The sequence below is a fragment of the Clostridium sp. LY3-2 genome, assembly GCF_024705715.1.
Classification (GTDB): domain Bacteria; phylum Bacillota; class Clostridia; order Clostridiales; family Clostridiaceae; genus Clostridium.
The window spans coordinates 1-15611 of the sequence record NZ_JAMDLQ010000055.1 but is presented as its reverse complement, the minus strand read 5'-3'; the positions used below and the strand labels follow the sequence as shown (position 1 = coordinate 15611).

23 protein-coding genes, 1 tRNA gene and 1 rRNA gene are annotated in these 15611 nt (G+C 27.7%); 7 read left to right on the top strand and 18 right to left on the bottom strand.

Annotated elements, in window-relative coordinates; all coding sequences use genetic code 11:
• Positions 1-429: 429 nt before the first annotated feature.
• Positions 430-1107: a uracil-DNA glycosylase gene (locus M4I33_RS15365; protein WP_257917643.1), complete on the top strand. Its 678-nt coding sequence runs from the start codon at positions 430-432 to the stop codon at positions 1105-1107.
• A gap of 42 nt (positions 1108-1149) precedes the next feature.
• Here M4I33_RS15365 and M4I33_RS15360 read toward each other — a convergent pair whose 3' ends face one another.
• The 9 genes from M4I33_RS15360 to M4I33_RS15320 form a co-directional block, all read right to left on the bottom strand.
• A complete protein-coding gene (locus M4I33_RS15360) occupies positions 1150-1350 on the bottom strand; it encodes a hypothetical protein (protein ID WP_257917642.1) in 201 nt (66 codons plus the stop codon).
• 38 nt (positions 1351-1388) lie between these two features.
• The gene (locus tag M4I33_RS15355) at positions 1389-1634 is read right to left on the bottom strand and encodes a hypothetical protein (protein WP_257917641.1); all 246 of its coding nucleotides are present in this window, start codon (positions 1632-1634) and stop codon (positions 1389-1391) included.
• Between the two features lie 256 nt (positions 1635-1890).
• Positions 1891-2505, bottom strand: a complete 615-nt coding sequence (locus M4I33_RS15350) for a copper homeostasis protein CutC (protein ID WP_257917644.1) — start codon at positions 2503-2505, stop codon at positions 1891-1893.
• A gap of 162 nt (positions 2506-2667) precedes the next feature.
• A tRNA-Phe gene (locus M4I33_RS15345) sits at positions 2668-2743 on the bottom strand.
• Positions 2744-2748: 5 nt separating this feature from the next.
• A 5S ribosomal RNA gene (gene rrf, locus M4I33_RS15340) occupies positions 2749-2865 on the bottom strand.
• 50 nt (positions 2866-2915) lie between these two features.
• Positions 2916-3449 (bottom strand): flavodoxin domain-containing protein, encoded by a 534-nt coding sequence (locus M4I33_RS15335; RefSeq protein WP_257917640.1) that lies wholly within the window; start codon positions 3447-3449, stop codon positions 2916-2918.
• Between the two features lie 18 nt (positions 3450-3467).
• Positions 3468-3920, bottom strand: coding sequence for a GNAT family N-acetyltransferase (locus tag M4I33_RS15330; protein ID WP_257917639.1), 453 nt, complete (start codon positions 3918-3920; stop codon positions 3468-3470).
• Positions 3921-3923: 3 nt separating this feature from the next.
• Complete coding sequence (locus M4I33_RS15325) at positions 3924-4103, bottom strand: hypothetical protein (RefSeq protein WP_257917638.1); 180 nt, start codon at positions 4101-4103, stop codon at positions 3924-3926.
• Between the two features lie 60 nt (positions 4104-4163).
• Complete coding sequence (locus M4I33_RS15320) at positions 4164-4598, bottom strand: GNAT family N-acetyltransferase (RefSeq protein ID WP_257917637.1); 435 nt, start codon at positions 4596-4598, stop codon at positions 4164-4166.
• A gap of 155 nt (positions 4599-4753) precedes the next feature.
• On the opposite strand from M4I33_RS15320, the gene M4I33_RS15315 reads away from it, so the two are divergent.
• A complete protein-coding gene (locus M4I33_RS15315) occupies positions 4754-5491 on the top strand; it encodes an NAD-dependent protein deacylase (RefSeq protein ID WP_257917636.1) in 738 nt (245 codons plus the stop codon).
• A 38-nt stretch (positions 5492-5529) separates the two neighbouring features.
• Here M4I33_RS15315 and M4I33_RS15310 read toward each other — a convergent pair whose 3' ends face one another.
• Entirely contained in the window at positions 5530-5934 is a 405-nt protein-coding gene (locus tag M4I33_RS15310) for an arsenate reductase ArsC (protein ID WP_257917635.1), read from the bottom strand.
• A 131-nt stretch (positions 5935-6065) separates the two neighbouring features.
• Between M4I33_RS15310 and M4I33_RS15305 the strand changes: the two genes are divergently transcribed.
• Entirely contained in the window at positions 6066-6539 is a 474-nt protein-coding gene (locus M4I33_RS15305; protein ID WP_257917634.1) for a hypothetical protein, read from the top strand.
• Between the two features lie 27 nt (positions 6540-6566).
• On the opposite strand, the gene M4I33_RS15300 is transcribed toward M4I33_RS15305, so the two are convergent.
• The 3 genes from M4I33_RS15300 to M4I33_RS15290 form a co-directional block, all read right to left on the bottom strand.
• Entirely contained in the window at positions 6567-7574 is a 1008-nt protein-coding gene (locus M4I33_RS15300) for a CPBP family intramembrane glutamic endopeptidase (protein WP_257917633.1), read from the bottom strand.
• A 154-nt stretch (positions 7575-7728) separates the two neighbouring features.
• Positions 7729-8967 carry a competence/damage-inducible protein A gene (locus tag M4I33_RS15295; protein ID WP_257917632.1) on the bottom strand — a complete coding sequence of 413 codons (1239 nt, stop codon included), beginning with the start codon at positions 8965-8967 and terminating at the stop codon, positions 7729-7731.
• A 60-nt stretch (positions 8968-9027) separates the two neighbouring features.
• Complete coding sequence (locus M4I33_RS15290; RefSeq protein WP_257917631.1) at positions 9028-9657, bottom strand: histidine phosphatase family protein; 630 nt, start codon at positions 9655-9657, stop codon at positions 9028-9030.
• 130 nt (positions 9658-9787) lie between these two features.
• On the opposite strand from M4I33_RS15290, the gene M4I33_RS15285 reads away from it, so the two are divergent.
• From M4I33_RS15285 to M4I33_RS15275, 3 genes are read left to right on the top strand one after another with little or no spacing between them, the layout of a single operon-like run.
• Positions 9788-10126, top strand: coding sequence for a DsrE family protein (locus tag M4I33_RS15285; protein ID WP_257917630.1), 339 nt, complete (start codon positions 9788-9790; stop codon positions 10124-10126).
• A gap of 21 nt (positions 10127-10147) precedes the next feature.
• Positions 10148-10918 carry a sulfite exporter TauE/SafE family protein gene (locus M4I33_RS15280; protein WP_257917629.1) on the top strand — a complete coding sequence of 257 codons (771 nt, stop codon included), beginning with the start codon at positions 10148-10150 and terminating at the stop codon, positions 10916-10918.
• 51 nt (positions 10919-10969) lie between these two features.
• Positions 10970-11608, top strand: coding sequence for a lactate utilization protein (locus tag M4I33_RS15275; RefSeq protein WP_257917628.1), 639 nt, complete (start codon positions 10970-10972; stop codon positions 11606-11608).
• A gap of 663 nt (positions 11609-12271) precedes the next feature.
• Here the strand turns inward: M4I33_RS15275 and M4I33_RS15270 are convergent.
• A complete protein-coding gene (locus tag M4I33_RS15270; RefSeq protein ID WP_257917627.1) occupies positions 12272-12937 on the bottom strand; it encodes a hypothetical protein in 666 nt (221 codons plus the stop codon).
• 91 nt (positions 12938-13028) lie between these two features.
• On the opposite strand from M4I33_RS15270, the gene M4I33_RS15265 reads away from it, so the two are divergent.
• A complete protein-coding gene (locus M4I33_RS15265; protein WP_194192579.1) occupies positions 13029-13373 on the top strand; it encodes a DUF1622 domain-containing protein in 345 nt (114 codons plus the stop codon).
• Between the two features lie 14 nt (positions 13374-13387).
• On the opposite strand, the gene fetB is transcribed toward M4I33_RS15265, so the two are convergent.
• The 4 genes from fetB to M4I33_RS15245 all read right to left on the bottom strand — a co-directional run.
• Positions 13388-14140, bottom strand: a complete 753-nt coding sequence (gene fetB, locus M4I33_RS15260) for an iron export ABC transporter permease subunit FetB (protein ID WP_194192580.1) — start codon at positions 14138-14140, stop codon at positions 13388-13390.
• Positions 14141-14791, bottom strand: a complete 651-nt coding sequence (locus tag M4I33_RS15255) for an ATP-binding cassette domain-containing protein (protein WP_257917626.1) — start codon at positions 14789-14791, stop codon at positions 14141-14143. It lies immediately after the preceding gene.
• 107 nt (positions 14792-14898) lie between these two features.
• Positions 14899-15201, bottom strand: coding sequence for a PadR family transcriptional regulator (locus tag M4I33_RS15250; RefSeq protein ID WP_257917625.1), 303 nt, complete (start codon positions 15199-15201; stop codon positions 14899-14901).
• 111 nt (positions 15202-15312) lie between these two features.
• On the bottom strand, positions 15313-15611 hold a 299-nt coding region (locus M4I33_RS15245; RefSeq protein ID WP_257917624.1), incomplete at its 5' end, for an ROK family protein.

Genomic DNA, 15611 nt, shown 5'->3' with positions numbered 1-15611 from the left:
ATCTGTACTCTTAAAACTTAAATTCGTAAAAAGAATTGCTGGTTTTGTATTATATAAATCTGTTCAATTTTCAAAGACCATTTAATCTCTGTCGCACTCAAGCGACTTGCTTATCTTAACACTTAAGTTTTAAGTTGTCAACACTTTTTATTAAAATGTTTTTAACCTTTAAACTTAGCGTATCGCTTGTTTGCGTTTTGCATCAGCGACAGGATTTATTATATAATTTTCGATAAAATACGACTCGTATAAATATAGTATTTTCATAAATTATATTTAATATACTCCTAAATTTATTAAATAACTCACTTTTATGTATATTGATACTCTAGGTTGTGTTTTCATATTTTTATAGAAAATTTAGAAGATTCTGAACGAAATTATTGTGTTATAATTGCCTAAAAGACAGATTTAAGGAGGCTTAATTAAATGAAAGAGATACTTAAAAATGATTGGCAAGACTTATTAAAGGACGAATTTCAAAAAGATTACTATAAAAAGATAAGATCTTTTTTAATTGATGCTTATAAAAATAAAACGATATATCCAAATATGTATGATATTTTTAACGCCCTTCATTATACTAGTTATGAAGATACTAAAGTTGTAATACTAGGTCAGGACCCATACCACGGACCAAACCAAGCTCACGGATTAAGTTTTTCAGTAAATGTAGGAGTTAAAACTCCACCTTCTCTTAGAAATATATATAAAGAATTAAATACTGATTTAGGGTGTTACATCCCAAATAACGGTTATCTTAAAAAATGGGCTGATCAAGGGGTACTTCTTTTAAATACAACATTAACTGTAGAAGCACATAGCGCAGCATCACATAAAAACTTAGGCTGGTCTATCTTCACAGATGAAATAATAAAGATTCTAAATAAAAAAGAAACTCCAATCGTATTTATATTATGGGGAGCTCACGCAATAAAGAAAAAAGATCTTATAACAAATAAAAACCATTTTATTATTCAATCAGTTCATCCAAGTCCTTTATCTGCTTCTAGAGGATTTTTTGGTTCTAGACCATTTTCTAAAACTAACGAATTTTTAAAAAGTACTAATCAAAAAGAAATCGATTGGCAAATAGAAAACATATAAATAAAAATAAGCCATCTATTAAAACTAATAGATGGCTTATTTTTATAAATTATCTTTTACGATTTCTATCATATCATTATATTGCTCTTCTGTTATTAATTCATATCTTTTCAAAATATCTAAAGTATCTTTATCATATAATATATCTTTTTCTAAATATTTATCTATGTTTTTGCAATTTATATTTGCTCCAACTATAACTGCTATTATTATCATAATAAGCGCTATTGATATGAAACCCATTTTCTAACCTCAATTTAGATTTTTCTAATTATATTATATTAATCTAAATTTGAATTGTGAATTCTTTTTTTATCGTGTTTTCTAACCATATTATAAATTGTTGATACTATTATTCCTGATACTCCACCTAATGCGAAATAAAAGGTAACATTCCCTCTAACCACTCCAACTAAAGTTCCTAAAGCTACCCCTACAATAATCCCTTTACATATCCTATCGTATTCTTCATCCGTCATTCTAAGTTTTTCTCCCATAACAACACCAACTCCTAATATTATTCTCATAACCTTATACTATTATTGTAACTGTTAAATCTTAATACTTCCTTAAGCAAATCTTAAAGCTTGATTATTAAACTATTTAAAATTCATTAAGTTATCTTTGTCCTAATTCTAACAGTTTTTCTTTATCTTGTAAAGAGTTATTTTATAACTCTTTAATCAATTTCCATTATTATATTATGTACTTATTTATATATTTTATTCATAAAAATAGAGAGTTACATAAAATAATTTATATAACTCTCTTATATTTATACTTTTATACGATTTTTGTTCCATGAACCTCAATGCAATTAGTCTTACTTATTACATATTCAAAATTATCTTTATTGACACCGCCACCTGGCATTAATATTATCTTACCATCTGCATATTCTATAAGTTCTTTTATTGTATCTAGATTTTCTAAGGCACTATTCTCTCCGCCTTTTGTAAGTATTCTATCCACTCCTAAACTTACTAAAATATCTATAGCTTCTTTTTTATCTTTTATTTCGTCAAAAGCCATATGGAACGTTGCATTTAATCCTTTTGCCTCTTCTAAAAGTCTTTTACTGTTTTTAATATCTATTTTTCCATTCTCATCTAATATCCCAAATACTATTCCATTTACCCCAATCTCTTTACACACCTTTATGTCTTCTAACATTATTTCAATCTCATCTTCATTATATGTAAAGTTTCCACCTCTAGGTCTTATTATTACGTTTATCGGAATATCAATATCTTCTTTTGCCTTTTTTATTGTTCCTATACTAGGAGTAGTTCCCCCTTCTAATAAATTATCACAAAGTTCTATTCTATTAGCGCCCCTTAAGAAACCTTCTTTTGCCTCTAAATAATTTCCCACACAACATTCTTTTATCAATGTAATCACCCTCCATTACTTTTTAACTTTATTTTATCCCCTCTCTTTAAATTTGTCTTTAGTTTTTATAAATTTATTTAAAATAAAAAGCGGCCTTTGCCACTTGGATAATTCTTTTGTTTTATATTTTTATACGTAAAAAAAGCACTAACTAAAGTTAGTGCTTTTTGGTGGCTCGAGCAGGAATCGAACCAGCGACACGAGGATTTTCAGTCCTCTGCTCTACCGACTGAGCTATCGAGCCAGATGACCTAGCAACGTCCTACTCTCCCACACAGTCTCCCGTGCAGTACCATCGGCGCTGTAGAGCTTAACTTTCCTGTTCGGAATGGGAAGGAGTGTTTCCTCTACGCCATCATCACTAGATTACTTAATCAGTATACATAATTTGAGCTTATTTGTCAAATAGTTTCTAATTATTTTTTAATATAATCTAATATAGGTTTTATACTTCCTTTGTCTGTAAAATCTACAACCTTTCCATACGTCTCTAAAAACTCATTATTTTCAGGAGTTAATTCTTCCTTTTTACTAATTGATTTCTTAAGCATATACATCATAGTTTTGTGAATTACAGATAGCTTTTTATAATCTATTCCGCCTCTTAAGTTAAATATTTTAATATTATCTTTCATATCATCATTAAATGTTCTTACTGTATTTCTTAAAATAGCTTCTTTATTTTCTAAAATGTTTGGATCTGCAAGTCCACAAGTGAATACAATTAACTTCTTACCTTTTATCATGTTGTAATTTTTAATGATAAAATCTAATCCACTTGTTCCACCTGCATATAGCCCTCCTCCGTATACTATTACATCATAATCTAAAAAAGTATCAGCTTTAAGATTATTGTTTTCAAATAAGTCTGCATTTAGTTCTTCACTTATCCATTTTGCATACCTTTTTGTAGTTCCATATTTAGATTTATAAATTACAGCTATCTTCATATCCCCACTCCTTAAAATTTATTCTAAGATTATAGCCATCTCCCTATTTAGTGGACTAAACCCTAAATCTCTATATAATTCATATCCATCATCAGTATATTCTAGTTGCACTTTAACAACACCTATTTCTTTTGCATCTCTTAATATATTTCTAACTATTTCTTTTGCAAAACCTTTTCTTCTATACTCTTTTACTGTATATACGTTTAAAAGTGTAGCCATTTTTCCTGAAATACAGGCTGCTGTAGGTATTCTTTCGTATATAGTAAGTATTGCAGATGCTACTATTTTATTGTTTATAAGCCCTATATAAATTACTAAAGTATCATCTTCTATATGTTTTTCTAAATAATCTTTTAAAGCTACTCTAAGTTCATCTTCATTGTCAATATCTCTTATTAGAGATAAAAATTCTATTCTATTTTCTATTAATGATTCTATGTCTTTTCTTTTTGCCTTTCTTATTTCCATACCTTAACCTCTTTTAAATTTATTTAGTAGTTCTTCTCCTTCTTTTCTTGAAGAAACTATGTATATATCTTTACCCTTTGATTCTTTTATCATCTTCAAATATTCTATTCTGTAGTTTTTATTAAAATTCCAGATCCAACTTAAAAACTCTATATCAATTTTTTCTATACATCCCTTTCCCATATCAGACCTTGTTTTACCAAAATTAGTTATAAATCTTTTTAAAGCGCCTCTATTGATAATTTATTTCTCTTTACTCATAAATATAAGATGCTCTAAAGTTTTATATCCTCTTCTATTATAGAAACCTTCTGCTTTATCGTGCCTTTTTGTCATTAAAACAATCTCTTTTACTCCTCGTTCTTTAAGATTTTCTTCAAATTCTTCTAAAAGCTTACTTCCAACATTATTACCGTGGATAGACTTTCTAACGCAAAACTCTTTTATATTAAACATTATTCCATCGTAGTACTGTTCTTCATGTCCTAATATAAACGCTACTATCTCGTTATCTTTTATAAGTTTTAGTCCATAAAAACCACTGTCGTCTAACATATTTTCAAGTCTTTTACTTGCAGTTTCATAAGTCCAATTATCATTCCAAGGCTCTCCGTTAAAAGCCTCTATATAAATATCTACTAATTCATTTAAATCTTCTCTTTTTATTTCCTTAAACATTTATAATTATCTCCTAATACTATATTCCATAAAATTCATTATACCACACATCCAGTAATCATTTACATTTAGCTAAATATGTTTTCTCTATCTGTTTGATTTATAATTTCTTTATGTCATAATTAAATAATAAATTTAAATACGGAGATGATATTATGGATAATAAAATAAAAGAATTATCTGAGATTATAAAAAATAGTAATAATATTGTATTCTTTGGTGGTGCTGGAGTTTCTACTGCAAGTGGAATACCTGACTTTAGAAGTGCTAATGGTCTTTTTAATGAAAAGCTTAATATGACTATTTCACCTGAGCAGTTAGTGTCTCATAGCTACTATTTAAAATACCCAAAAGAATTTTTTAACTTTTATAGAGCTAAACTTATCTATGAAGATGCTAAACCTAATGATTGTCATATAGCTTTAGCAAAGCTTGAAAAAATAAATAAAGTTAAGGCTATAGTTACTCAAAATATCGACGGGCTTCATCAAGCTGCAGGAAGTAAAAATGTTTTTGAACTTCACGGCTCTGTCCATAGAAATTACTGCACTAAATGTAATGCCTTTTATGATGTTAACTTTATACTTAATTCAAAGGACATTCCTCTTTGCACTAAATGCTACAGTATAGTTAAACCTGATGTGGTTTTATATGAAGAAGCTTTAGATGATGATGTTATTAAAGGTGCAGTTACTGCAATTTCAAAAGCAGATACTTTAATAATCGGAGGGACTTCTTTAGTTGTGTATCCAGCAGCTAGTCTTATAAATTACTTTAGAGGTAAAAACCTTGTTTTAATTAACAAAAGTACGACTTCTGCTGATTCTAATGCAGATTTAATCATTAATGATGATATATCAAAAGTCTTTAAAGAAGTTATGAGTCTTTTATAAAGCAAAAAGTGGACAAACAGTTTGTCCACTTTTTATATTTAAATTATATTATTTTCTATTCTAAATTTTAAATCTTTTATCTTTTCTTCAATAGATTTTATGATTAATATAAATTCCTCGTCTGATTTTCCTGTAGGGTCTTCTAAGCCCCAGTCCTCTGTATGACTTGCTTTAACGTATGGACATACAACGTTACATCCCATCTTTATAACTACATCAACTTCTGGTATATCACTTAAAAGCTTAGACTTTTGAGTTTCATTCATATCTATATCGTATAAATCCTTAATTAATCTTACTGCATCTTTATTAATTTCAGGTTTAGTTTCAGTTCCAGCTGAATAACTTAAAAATACATCTTCTCCATAAAGTCTGCCTAAAGCTTCAGCCATCTGAGATCTACATGAATTATGCACGCAAACAAATGCTACTTTTTTCTTCATAATTTATAACACGCCCTTTCTTAATTTTAAGGATAAAATATAACCACAGTATAAGTCAATTGAATTTTTTTGGTATCTTTAATGATTTTATTAAATATATTTATACTGTGAAATAATTTAGAGGTTAGTTTATGTTTACTTTTTGTTTGATATTAGTTGGATTATTAATCTTAGGAAGTCTCTTTGTAGTTTTTTCCTATGAAAATAAATTAAAGAGATTAAAACGTGACCTTGTCATAGCTAATAGTCACGTAACAAATTTACGCTCGAAATTACCAAAAGACAGTAATTCTAAATTTAGAGGAAATGAATCTAGTTTTTCTTCTAAAGAAAAATTAGAAATAGAATTCCTTTTACCTAAAGAGCCTAGAGGCATTTTAAATGAAAATTCAAACATACTTTTAGCACCTACTTTAAATTCTCCAATTCTTTTAAAAACTAATTTAAAGATGGAGGTAATAATTATAGATAGGGCAAATCATTTAGGGATATATTGGTATTATGTACTTTTACCTGTAGATTCAAATATAAACTCTCGTGGTTGGGTTAAGAAAACTGACTTTACCTACTTTTACTCAAACTCAAATAACATAACTAAAGCCTAAAAAAAATTGTCTAAAAGGGAAATCCTTTTAGACAATTTTTCTTATTATAAATGGAATTACTATCATTATTATTAGATAAAAGACTATTGATAAAACAAAAGGCCAATCTATTATTCTTTCTCTGCTTGTCTCTTTTCTTAACATTCTATTATCTTCGATATTTACTTTCTCATCTCTTAAAGTAAATACAGAATCTTCATCATAAACTATTTCTTTTACTATTCCGTTTCTTATATCACTAAGTCTTTGAAGCTTTCTTAAAACAAATACTGCAATTAAAATCCCTATAGCTAACCAAAACAATCCACCTATAGCTAAAGTTATCTTTTCGTTTATAGCTAAATTTTTAAGTGATACATCTGCTGCACTATCTAAAGATGCTGGCGAAACTACTTGCATTAATTTATTTAAAGTAATTGAAGTACCGTTTATTATAAAGTGAATTATCATAGATGAAAAAATACTTCCTGTAACTCTTACTGTATAAGCTAATATAAATCCTAAAACAGTAGCGTAAACGAATTGTTGAAAGTCTAAATGAAACATTCCAAAGAAAAGTCCACTTACTAAAGCTGCTTTAAATTTACTCTTTTCGTTATATCCAGATAAGATAACTCCTCTTAAAGTGATTTCTTCTGTAATTGAAGGCATTACAGCAACTAATAATAATAAAATTATATAAGGACTGCTATTTATACTTGTTATAAACTCTCCTATATTATTTTCAAATATAAACCCACTTATAAGTCCAAAAAAGTTAGTAATAAATAAACACCCTATACCTAAAAGTATAACTAAGAAAAAATCTTTAATCGGTAACTTTTTGAATCTAAATGTTTCTTTTACGTTGCACTTTGTAACTAATACATAAATAATTGCTGGAACTATAAATAACATAAAATGATTTAAAGCAAGCATAAGTTTTATATCAGTTATTCCTAGAATTTTATAAATAAAACTTAAAGGTATCGGCATAAATACTTCTAATATTAAAATTATAAGAAAATATTTATTAGCTCTTAGTACATTTCTCATATAAACTCCTTTTACTTTGAATATTATTTTTAAAATTGGATAAACTTTTTACTGAGGCTATTTGCTTCATTAATTAATCGCCTCTCCCCCATTTTATTTATATACAAATATACAACTCTCTTAAATTACGTCAGTTAAGAGAGTTGTTTTTTTGTTATTTAATCTTTAGTATTTCTCTTCTTACCATATCTAAAGCTGTCATACAAGCTCTATTTCTAACAGCTTCCCTATTACCTGTAAATGTATGCTTTTTAGCATATACTTTACCTTTTACATATATCCCTATGTAAACTAAACCTACTGGTTTTTCTTCTGTGCCTCCTCCTGGTCCTGCTATCCCAGTTGTAGAAATACCAATATCAGAACCGCATCTTTTTGCTATTCCTTCTGCCATTTCCTTTGCTGTTTCTTCACTTACAGCACCGAATGAATTTAGAGTTTCTTCTTTAACTTTTAAAGTTCTGATCTTTGCTTCGTTTGAGTAAGTTACAGCACCTTCTAAAAATGCACTAGAAACCCCAGGATAATCTATAAGTCTAGCTGCTATAAGTCCTCCTGTGCAAGATTCAGCTGAACCTATAGTTAAACCTTTTAAAACTAAAGATTTAGCTACAGCAAATTGAATAGGATCTTCTCCCATTCCATAAACATTATCTTTTAAAACCTCTTTGATTTTTGAAATAACAGGTTTATTTAAATCTTCACATTCTTTTTTAGAACTTCCTTTAGATGTTACTCTTAATATAACTTCACCTTCTTTTGCATAAGGTGCAACTGTAGGATTTTTAGAATCTCTTATTAGATCTTCTAAAAGTTCATCTACCTTACTCTCACCTACTCCAAAAATCCTTATAATATCTGAAACTATAGTAGTTTCTGTTAGTTTCTCTAAATATGGTCTAGCCTCATTTAAAAACATAGGTCTCATTTCTTTTGGAGGTCCTGGAAGTATGATTATTGTTTTATTATCTTTTTTCATTATTGCACCAGGTGCAGTTCCAAAATTATTTTTTAAAATTATAGCTTCCTCAGGAAAATATGCTTGTTTTTCATTGCTTTTTACACATTCTCTTCCTAATTTTTTAAAATAATCTTTAATTGATTCTAAGCTTTCTTTATGAAGCTTTAAATCTAACCCTAAATACTCTGCTGCAAGTTCTTTAGTTAAATCGTCTTTAGTTGGACCTAACCCACCTGTAGTTAAGATTATTTCACTTCTTTTAAATCCCTCTTCAAAGGCTTTTAAAATTCTTTCTTTGTTATCTCCAACTACTCCTTGATAGTAAACATCAAGCCCTAAATTAGCTAGTTCTTTACTTAAAAACTGAGCATTAGTATTTAATATATCACCTAATAATAACTCTGTTCCTATTGATAGGATTTCGCATTTCATAAATATCCCTTCTCACTTTTTTAAATTTTCATATACTATAATTATATACTAAAAGACTTCCTACCATCCCAATTTTTGATTTTTTACTGTAAAATGACTATCATCATTTTTAAATTCAATATTAAAATTATTGTCCTTATCTACTATTATTTTAGTTAGAGTAGCTTGTCCCATTACTTCTGAATTTACTTCCTCATCTTTAAAATAATGCATTAGTGCTTTTAATGTTATTCCATGTGCTACAATTAAAACATTTTTCCCTCTATTTTCTTCAATAATTTTATCCATAGCATCTTTAACTCTAGTTCTAACACTTCCTAAGTTTTCACCATTAGGTGCAGAAAGATTAACATCTCCATGCATTATTAAATCTATATTCCACTCTGGATTTTCTTTCATAACCTCATCAGTTTTTCTTCCTTCATAATCTCCAAAGCACATTTCCATAAGTCCATCTTCTGTTATTACTTCTAATTGCTTTTCTCCTTTTATTATGTTTGCAGTATGTAATGCTCTTTCTATAGGACTTGAATAAATAACATCTAATTCTATTTCTTTAATTCTTTCTCTTAACTCTTTTGCCCTATCTATTCCATCTTTTGTTAAAGGTGAGTTTCCTCTTCCTTGAAGTCTTTTCTCTATGTTCCATTCTGTTTGTCCGTGTCTTGTTAAATAAATTGTTGTATTCACTTTAGTCTCATCTCCCTTAAAATTTCTAATTATAATTATAACAAATTTTTTTGTTTAACTAATATTTAAAGTTTAGAAATACTAAAAGCAAACTTTTGTACTATGCTTTTAATTAAAGGAGATGTTTAATATGAAAGTAATTTTACACGTAAATGAAAATGACCATTTTAAAATCGCATTAGGTAATATTAAAAACCTTTTATCTTCAGGTGAACAGGTTCAAATAGAGCTTTTAGTTCATAATGATCCTATAAGATTTTTAACTAAAGATTTTTCAAAAGAATCTCATTTTATAGAAGCTTTAGAAGATATATCAGAAAAAGGAGTAGTTATAGCAGCTTGTAATAATACACTAAATAATTTAAATATAAGAAAAGAAGATCTATTAGATTTTATAACAATTGTACCTGCTGGTGTTTTAGAGCTTATTAAAAAGCAAGAAGAAGGATTTGCATACGTAAAACCTTAAGAAAATCAGAGAGGTGAAATTATGATTATTATTTGCTTTTTAATAGCAATAATCGCAACAACTATAGGAGCCTCATCTGGAATAGGTGGAGGGGTTATAATAAAACCTGTTTTAGAATCATTTAATATGTTTGATTTAAAAACTGTAACTTTATTATCCTCAATAACAATCTTTTCTATGGCAGTTGTTTCTCTTATAAAACAAATTAAAATGAAAGACCCTATTAATTTTAAAACAACTGTAACTATAGCTTTAGGTTCTACTTTAGGCGGAGTCCTTGGTGAAAAACTTTTAAAATTTATGCTATCTTTATCTAGTAATTCAAAAGGCGTATCGATTCTTCAAAGTCTTATGCTTATTTTTTTACTTGCTGTAGTTTACGTATATATAAACCATAAAGATAAATTAAAAGAATTTAAAGTAAAATCCTTAATATTAATTTTTGTAGTTGGTTTGATTTTAGGTGCATTAGCTTCCTTCCTAGGAATAGGTGGTGGCCCTATAAACGTAGCTATATTTGCATTACTATTTAGTATGAATACTAAAGATGCTGCTAGAAACTCAATAATTTTAATATTTTTCTCACAGGGCGCTAAAATCTTATCTATAGCCTTAACTACAGGATTTTCTAGCTATAATTTAAAGGTTATGCCTTATATGATAGTAGGTGGAGTTTTAGGAGGATTCTTAGGATATAAACTTAATAAATCAGTATCAGATAAATTTATAACTAGACTCTTCAATATAGTTTTAATCTTTATAATACTTGTAAATATATATAACTTAATATGACACTAGCTTTGGCATAACATTTGCTACTTTATTTAATTAGAGGTGATTATTATGGATAAAATTATAAAGTGGAAAATGGAATGCGATGCAAAAGAAATTGTAGATATATTAAACTCTAAATATTATAACGCTAGATACTGTAAAGATTTAGAAGAGGCTAGGTCTACTATTTTAAATATCATTCCTAAAGGCTCATCTATAGCCCTTGGAGGTTCTGTAACTTTAAATAGTTTAAATTTATTAGAAACCTTTAGAAGTGATGATTATAAATTATTTGATAGATACAAAGATGTACCTTTTTCTGAGACGGTTGAAATTATGAGAAAATCTCTTCTTGCAGACTTTTTAGTTACAAGTACTAATGCTGTAACTAAAAAGGGAGAACTCGTAAATATGGACTCTACAGGAAATAGAGCAGCTCAAATGTTATTTGGCCCTAAGAAGGTAATAGTCGTAATAGGCGTAAATAAAATAGTTTCAGATTTAGATTCTGCATATAAAAGAATTGAAAAGGTTGCTATTTTAAACTCAAAGAGAATAAATCACAAAACTCCTTGCGCTTCATCTAGCAGTTGTTCAAACTGTGATGTAAAAGATAGAATCTGTAACTTTGTATCTATTGTAAATAACGGTAGAAAATTTGAAGATAGGTTTACTATACTAGTAGTTCCCGAAAATTTAGGCTATTAAATTAAATAAGTGGCTTTGCCACAATAGTTAAAAAGGTGTTATTAAATTATTTAATAACACCTTCTATTTTAAGTAATTGAATTCCCTATAAATATAAGTTAAATTTTAAAAATCACTAAATTTAAACGGGACGATTAGTATTGATTTTCTGTTTAAATTAACTCTTATATATTTATAGTTTTGGTCCCCCGATCAAAACTTTGATAAATTAAAATAAAATTTCACTCTCAAATCTTATTTTAAAACTCATACATTAAATATATAAATAATTTAGACTAAATTTTGCTTAAATCTATAAAAGTGATTTTGCTATTAGATATATAATAAATTAATTTACCCCATTAATTCCTTCTAATATCAGTTTAAGATTAATTAATGATACCTTCAGATTTCCGTATCTTTTAAATATCATTTCCCCTAATTTATCCGTATTAACTTAATTTATAGTTATTAAGCACAAATAGTCATATTGTTCTACTCATTTCTTAATTTGACTTCTAATTACTCTTATTATTTTATCTTTAGTAAAATTTCAATGTGATACCTAAGCGTCCTATCCTATTCTCGTAATTTTTTCTTAATAATTTAACCACTTTTTAACATAAACCTATATCTTTTGAAATTATTTACGCTTTGTTCTTACTTTTTAAAAATACTTTCAATTTATGGATGCAATATTTTATGCTTTATAAATTTTGCATAGTCTTTAGTTATAACTAATTGATCTATCGCACCACCACAAGTTGCAAGTCCTTTACTAAACCTTTGAGTTTTTATAGTTAAATCAACCATAAACTCTGCAAAATCTATGCCATCTTTTAATTGCATAAACTGCCAGTCTATATTCATTCCTTTATTATAAGTCATAAGCCCCATTAATATATCTGTTTCTCCATCAAAAGAAGCTCCTGCAACTATATTATTTTCTTTATTTAAATTTGGTCTTATTATTTCTAAATCACTAGTTATGCTGTATACATATTGCAAATCATTATGGTATCCACAAAGATGATAAATTACTCCTTTGCCGTGTTTTTCTTTAGTATAATCCCTTAATTTATAAGTTATATCTGTTATATTATCCTCTTCTTTAACTAAATCAATTTCAAAGCTTCTAATAAAATCTCCTACGGATTTTCCTCCTATTTTTGCATCACCACAACAAGAAACACCTATAGTTCCATCCTTTATAAGAAATAACTTTTGTGAATTATCACTTAAAGTTCTTCTATCTTTAGTTCCATCCTCATGTGTAGTAAGTCCTGTTAATCTGCTATCTGCTGCCATAGCTATTCCTTCTGGCAAAAACACCGTTGCAATTATTGACAAATCTATCCTCTCCTTTTCTAATCTCTTGACAATGAACCATTATATCCTTAAACTGTATATAAATTACACTAAGATAAAGGACTGATTTCATTTGGATATTAATTATATTTTAGAAGAAATAATACGGTTTATAAACATAATATCTATATTAATTTTATTAATAGGTGTAATTTTTTCATTAATATCTTTTATAAAGTCTGAACTACGTAAAAGTCCAACTGATGAAAAAATTAAATCTATTATCTTTATTAAAAACTATTTAGGTTCTTATATATTACTTAGCTTAGAAGTTTTAATCTGCGCAGATATAATAGAAACTATTATAAATCCTAGTTTTAAAGATATATTACTTTTAGCATCTATAGTATTAATTAGAACTATTATCTCTTATTTCTTAAACAAAGAAATAGAAGCATCAAAAAAAGAAGAACCTTAAAAGGCTTCTTCTTTTTATTCTATATCTTTTATTTGTAACCTATCATTATAAAAGTTTTTATAAGACATATAAATTGCAATAATAGTTGAAAGTGACGTTGATGCTAGTATCATAAATGTAACCATTATTTGAAACCTTACTGCAATTATAGGTGAAGTTCCCCCTAAAATTAAACCTGTCATCATCCCTGGAAGTGATACTATTCCTAAAGTCTTCGCTGAATCTATAGAAGGTGCTATAGCAAGTTTTATGCTTTTATTTATTATATCTTTTGATGCTAACTTTATATCAGCCCCTAAAGACAATTTAGTCTCAACTTGTATTCTATTTTCTTTAAATCCAGATTTTAAATTCATATATGCAAGTCCTATAGCTATCATAGAATTACTAACTATCATTCCTCCAACTGGTATCATATCTTTTGGAGTATTTTCTATAGCATGTACTAAAACTAAAGTCCCAAGAGTTATAACCGTTCCAACAGTAAGTGATATAAAAGATATTAAAACTATATTATCAATACCTTTACCTCTTTTTTTAGTGTTAAAGGCTGCATTTACTATCATAATTAAAACTATTATTAAAGTTGCAATAGTATTTTTTATATTAAAAATATATTCTAATAAATATCCAACTATCAAAAGTTGAACTATTGCACGAATTACGCTATAAATTATATCTTTTTCTATATTTAACTTTTGTTTATAAGAAACAATTAAAGGAACAACTAAAAGAATAGCTGTTAATATAAGTGAATTTATACTCATTTAAAATTCCTCCAAATCTTTTATAGTTCCAGAATCTATAGTAATTCTCTTATTAAAAATTCTTTTGCTTTGCTCTAAATTATGAGTTACCCAAACTATAGTCATTCCTTCATCGTTTAACTCTTTTATGTACTTTTCTATAATTTCTGTATTTTCTTTATCTAAAGCTGATGTTGCTTCATCTAATAAAAGCACTTCTGGTTTAAATAAAAGCCCTCTTCCTAAAGCTATCCTTTGCTTTTCCCCTCCAGATAAATCATTAATGTTTTTATCTAAAATATTATAATTTAAATTTACCTTTTTTATCATTTGTTTTACCCTATCTAAATCAAAGGTTTCATTTGCTATCTCAAAGGGAAGTTTAAAATTATCTATAACCTTTTCTCCAAACAAACAGGGAAGCTGAACTAAATACCTTATATCTTTTCTAAGTTCTAAAGGACTATAACTTTTATAATCTTTTCCTTTAAATAATATCTCACCTGATTCTATAGGAATTAAATCTGAAAGTAATTTTAAAAATGTACTCTTACCACTACCAGAAGACCCTATAATAGATAAACAATCTCCTTTATTAATAAAAAGAGATATCCCTTTTATTATTTCATCATTTTTTGATCCATACCTTAAATCTTTAACTTCTATTATCATTTCCTTCACACCCTTTGTTGTTATCATTATTCGATATCGCAATTTGATAATAACATTCTAAATTTAGTTTTTCAAGCAAAATAAATCTAGTTGGCACTAAACACCAACTAGATTTTATTAGTTAATTCTTTTAAACTTTCTCTTAAACTATTTAGAAGTATATCTCCTTCTTTAGTAGTTTTATAGTATTTTCGAATCTTTCCAGAAACAATTCGTTCCTCTTTTTCTAAAAGCCCTTGTTCTACCATCTCTTTTAAAACTGGGTAAAGAGTTCCTGGACTAATATTATATCCGTGCCCTTTTAATTCTTCAATCATCCAGCTTCCATAAAAAGCTTCTTCACTTGCGTGGTGAAGGATATGTATATAAATCATTCCATTAAATATCTTTCTAATAATTTTTTCTTTCAAAACATCACCCCTATTAAAAAGAAAATATATTTACTATGAATCTATATTATCATAGATAATATAAAAGCGATATCAGATAATCTGATATCGCTTTTCTGTATTAATTAAAGTTTAGTTATCCATTTCTAATAATGCTAATGCAACTGCACCAACAACACCAGCATCAGTTCCTAAACCTGCTGGAAGTATTTTTGTGCTTTCTGCCATAGCAGTGAAGCATCTTTTGTTAACTACTTCTCTAACTTTATCAAAAACTATATCGCCAGCTTGTGTTACTCCTCCACCGATAACTATCATTTCAGGGTCGAATATTGAAACAGCGTTTGCTATACCAATTCCAAGATAAGTTAACGCTTCGTCAATTATATCCATTGCTACCTTATCGCCCTTTTTAGCTTCTGTGAATACTT

Coding starts and splice junctions, on each gene's coding strand:
- M4I33_RS15360 (WP_257917642.1), bottom strand. CDS start 1,350: ATGGGTTTCATATCAATAGCGCTTATTATGATAATAATAGCAGTTATA.
- M4I33_RS15320 (WP_257917637.1), bottom strand. CDS start 4,598: ATGTTTAAGGAAATAAAAAGAGAAGATTTAAATGAATTAGTAGATATT.
- M4I33_RS15335 (WP_257917640.1), bottom strand. CDS start 3,449: ATGAAGATAGCTGTAATTTATAAATCTAAATATGGAACTACAAAAAGG.
- M4I33_RS15280 (WP_257917629.1), top strand. CDS start 10,148: ATGATTATTATTTGCTTTTTAATAGCAATAATCGCAACAACTATAGGA.
- M4I33_RS15275 (WP_257917628.1), top strand. CDS start 10,970: ATGGATAAAATTATAAAGTGGAAAATGGAATGCGATGCAAAAGAAATT.
- M4I33_RS15355 (WP_257917641.1), bottom strand. CDS start 1,634: ATGAGAATAATATTAGGAGTTGGTGTTGTTATGGGAGAAAAACTTAGA.
- M4I33_RS15315 (WP_257917636.1), top strand. CDS start 4,754: ATGGATAATAAAATAAAAGAATTATCTGAGATTATAAAAAATAGTAAT.
- M4I33_RS15305 (WP_257917634.1), top strand. CDS start 6,066: ATGTTTACTTTTTGTTTGATATTAGTTGGATTATTAATCTTAGGAAGT.
- M4I33_RS15310 (WP_257917635.1), bottom strand. CDS start 5,934: ATGAAGAAAAAAGTAGCATTTGTTTGCGTGCATAATTCATGTAGATCT.
- M4I33_RS15365 (WP_257917643.1), top strand. CDS start 430: ATGAAAGAGATACTTAAAAATGATTGGCAAGACTTATTAAAGGACGAA.
- M4I33_RS15285 (WP_257917630.1), top strand. CDS start 9,788: ATGAAAGTAATTTTACACGTAAATGAAAATGACCATTTTAAAATCGCA.
- M4I33_RS15325 (WP_257917638.1), bottom strand. CDS start 4,103: ATGGGAAAGGGATGTATAGAAAAAATTGATATAGAGTTTTTAAGTTGG.
- M4I33_RS15295 (WP_257917632.1), bottom strand. CDS start 8,967: ATGAAATGCGAAATCCTATCAATAGGAACAGAGTTATTATTAGGTGAT.
- M4I33_RS15330 (WP_257917639.1), bottom strand. CDS start 3,920: ATGGAAATAAGAAAGGCAAAAAGAAAAGACATAGAATCATTAATAGAA.
- fetB (WP_194192580.1), bottom strand. CDS start 14,140: ATGAGTATAAATTCACTTATATTAACAGCTATTCTTTTAGTTGTTCCT.
- M4I33_RS15300 (WP_257917633.1), bottom strand. CDS start 7,574: ATGAGAAATGTACTAAGAGCTAATAAATATTTTCTTATAATTTTAATA.
- M4I33_RS15255 (WP_257917626.1), bottom strand. CDS start 14,791: ATGATAATAGAAGTTAAAGATTTAAGGTATGGATCAAAAAATGATGAA.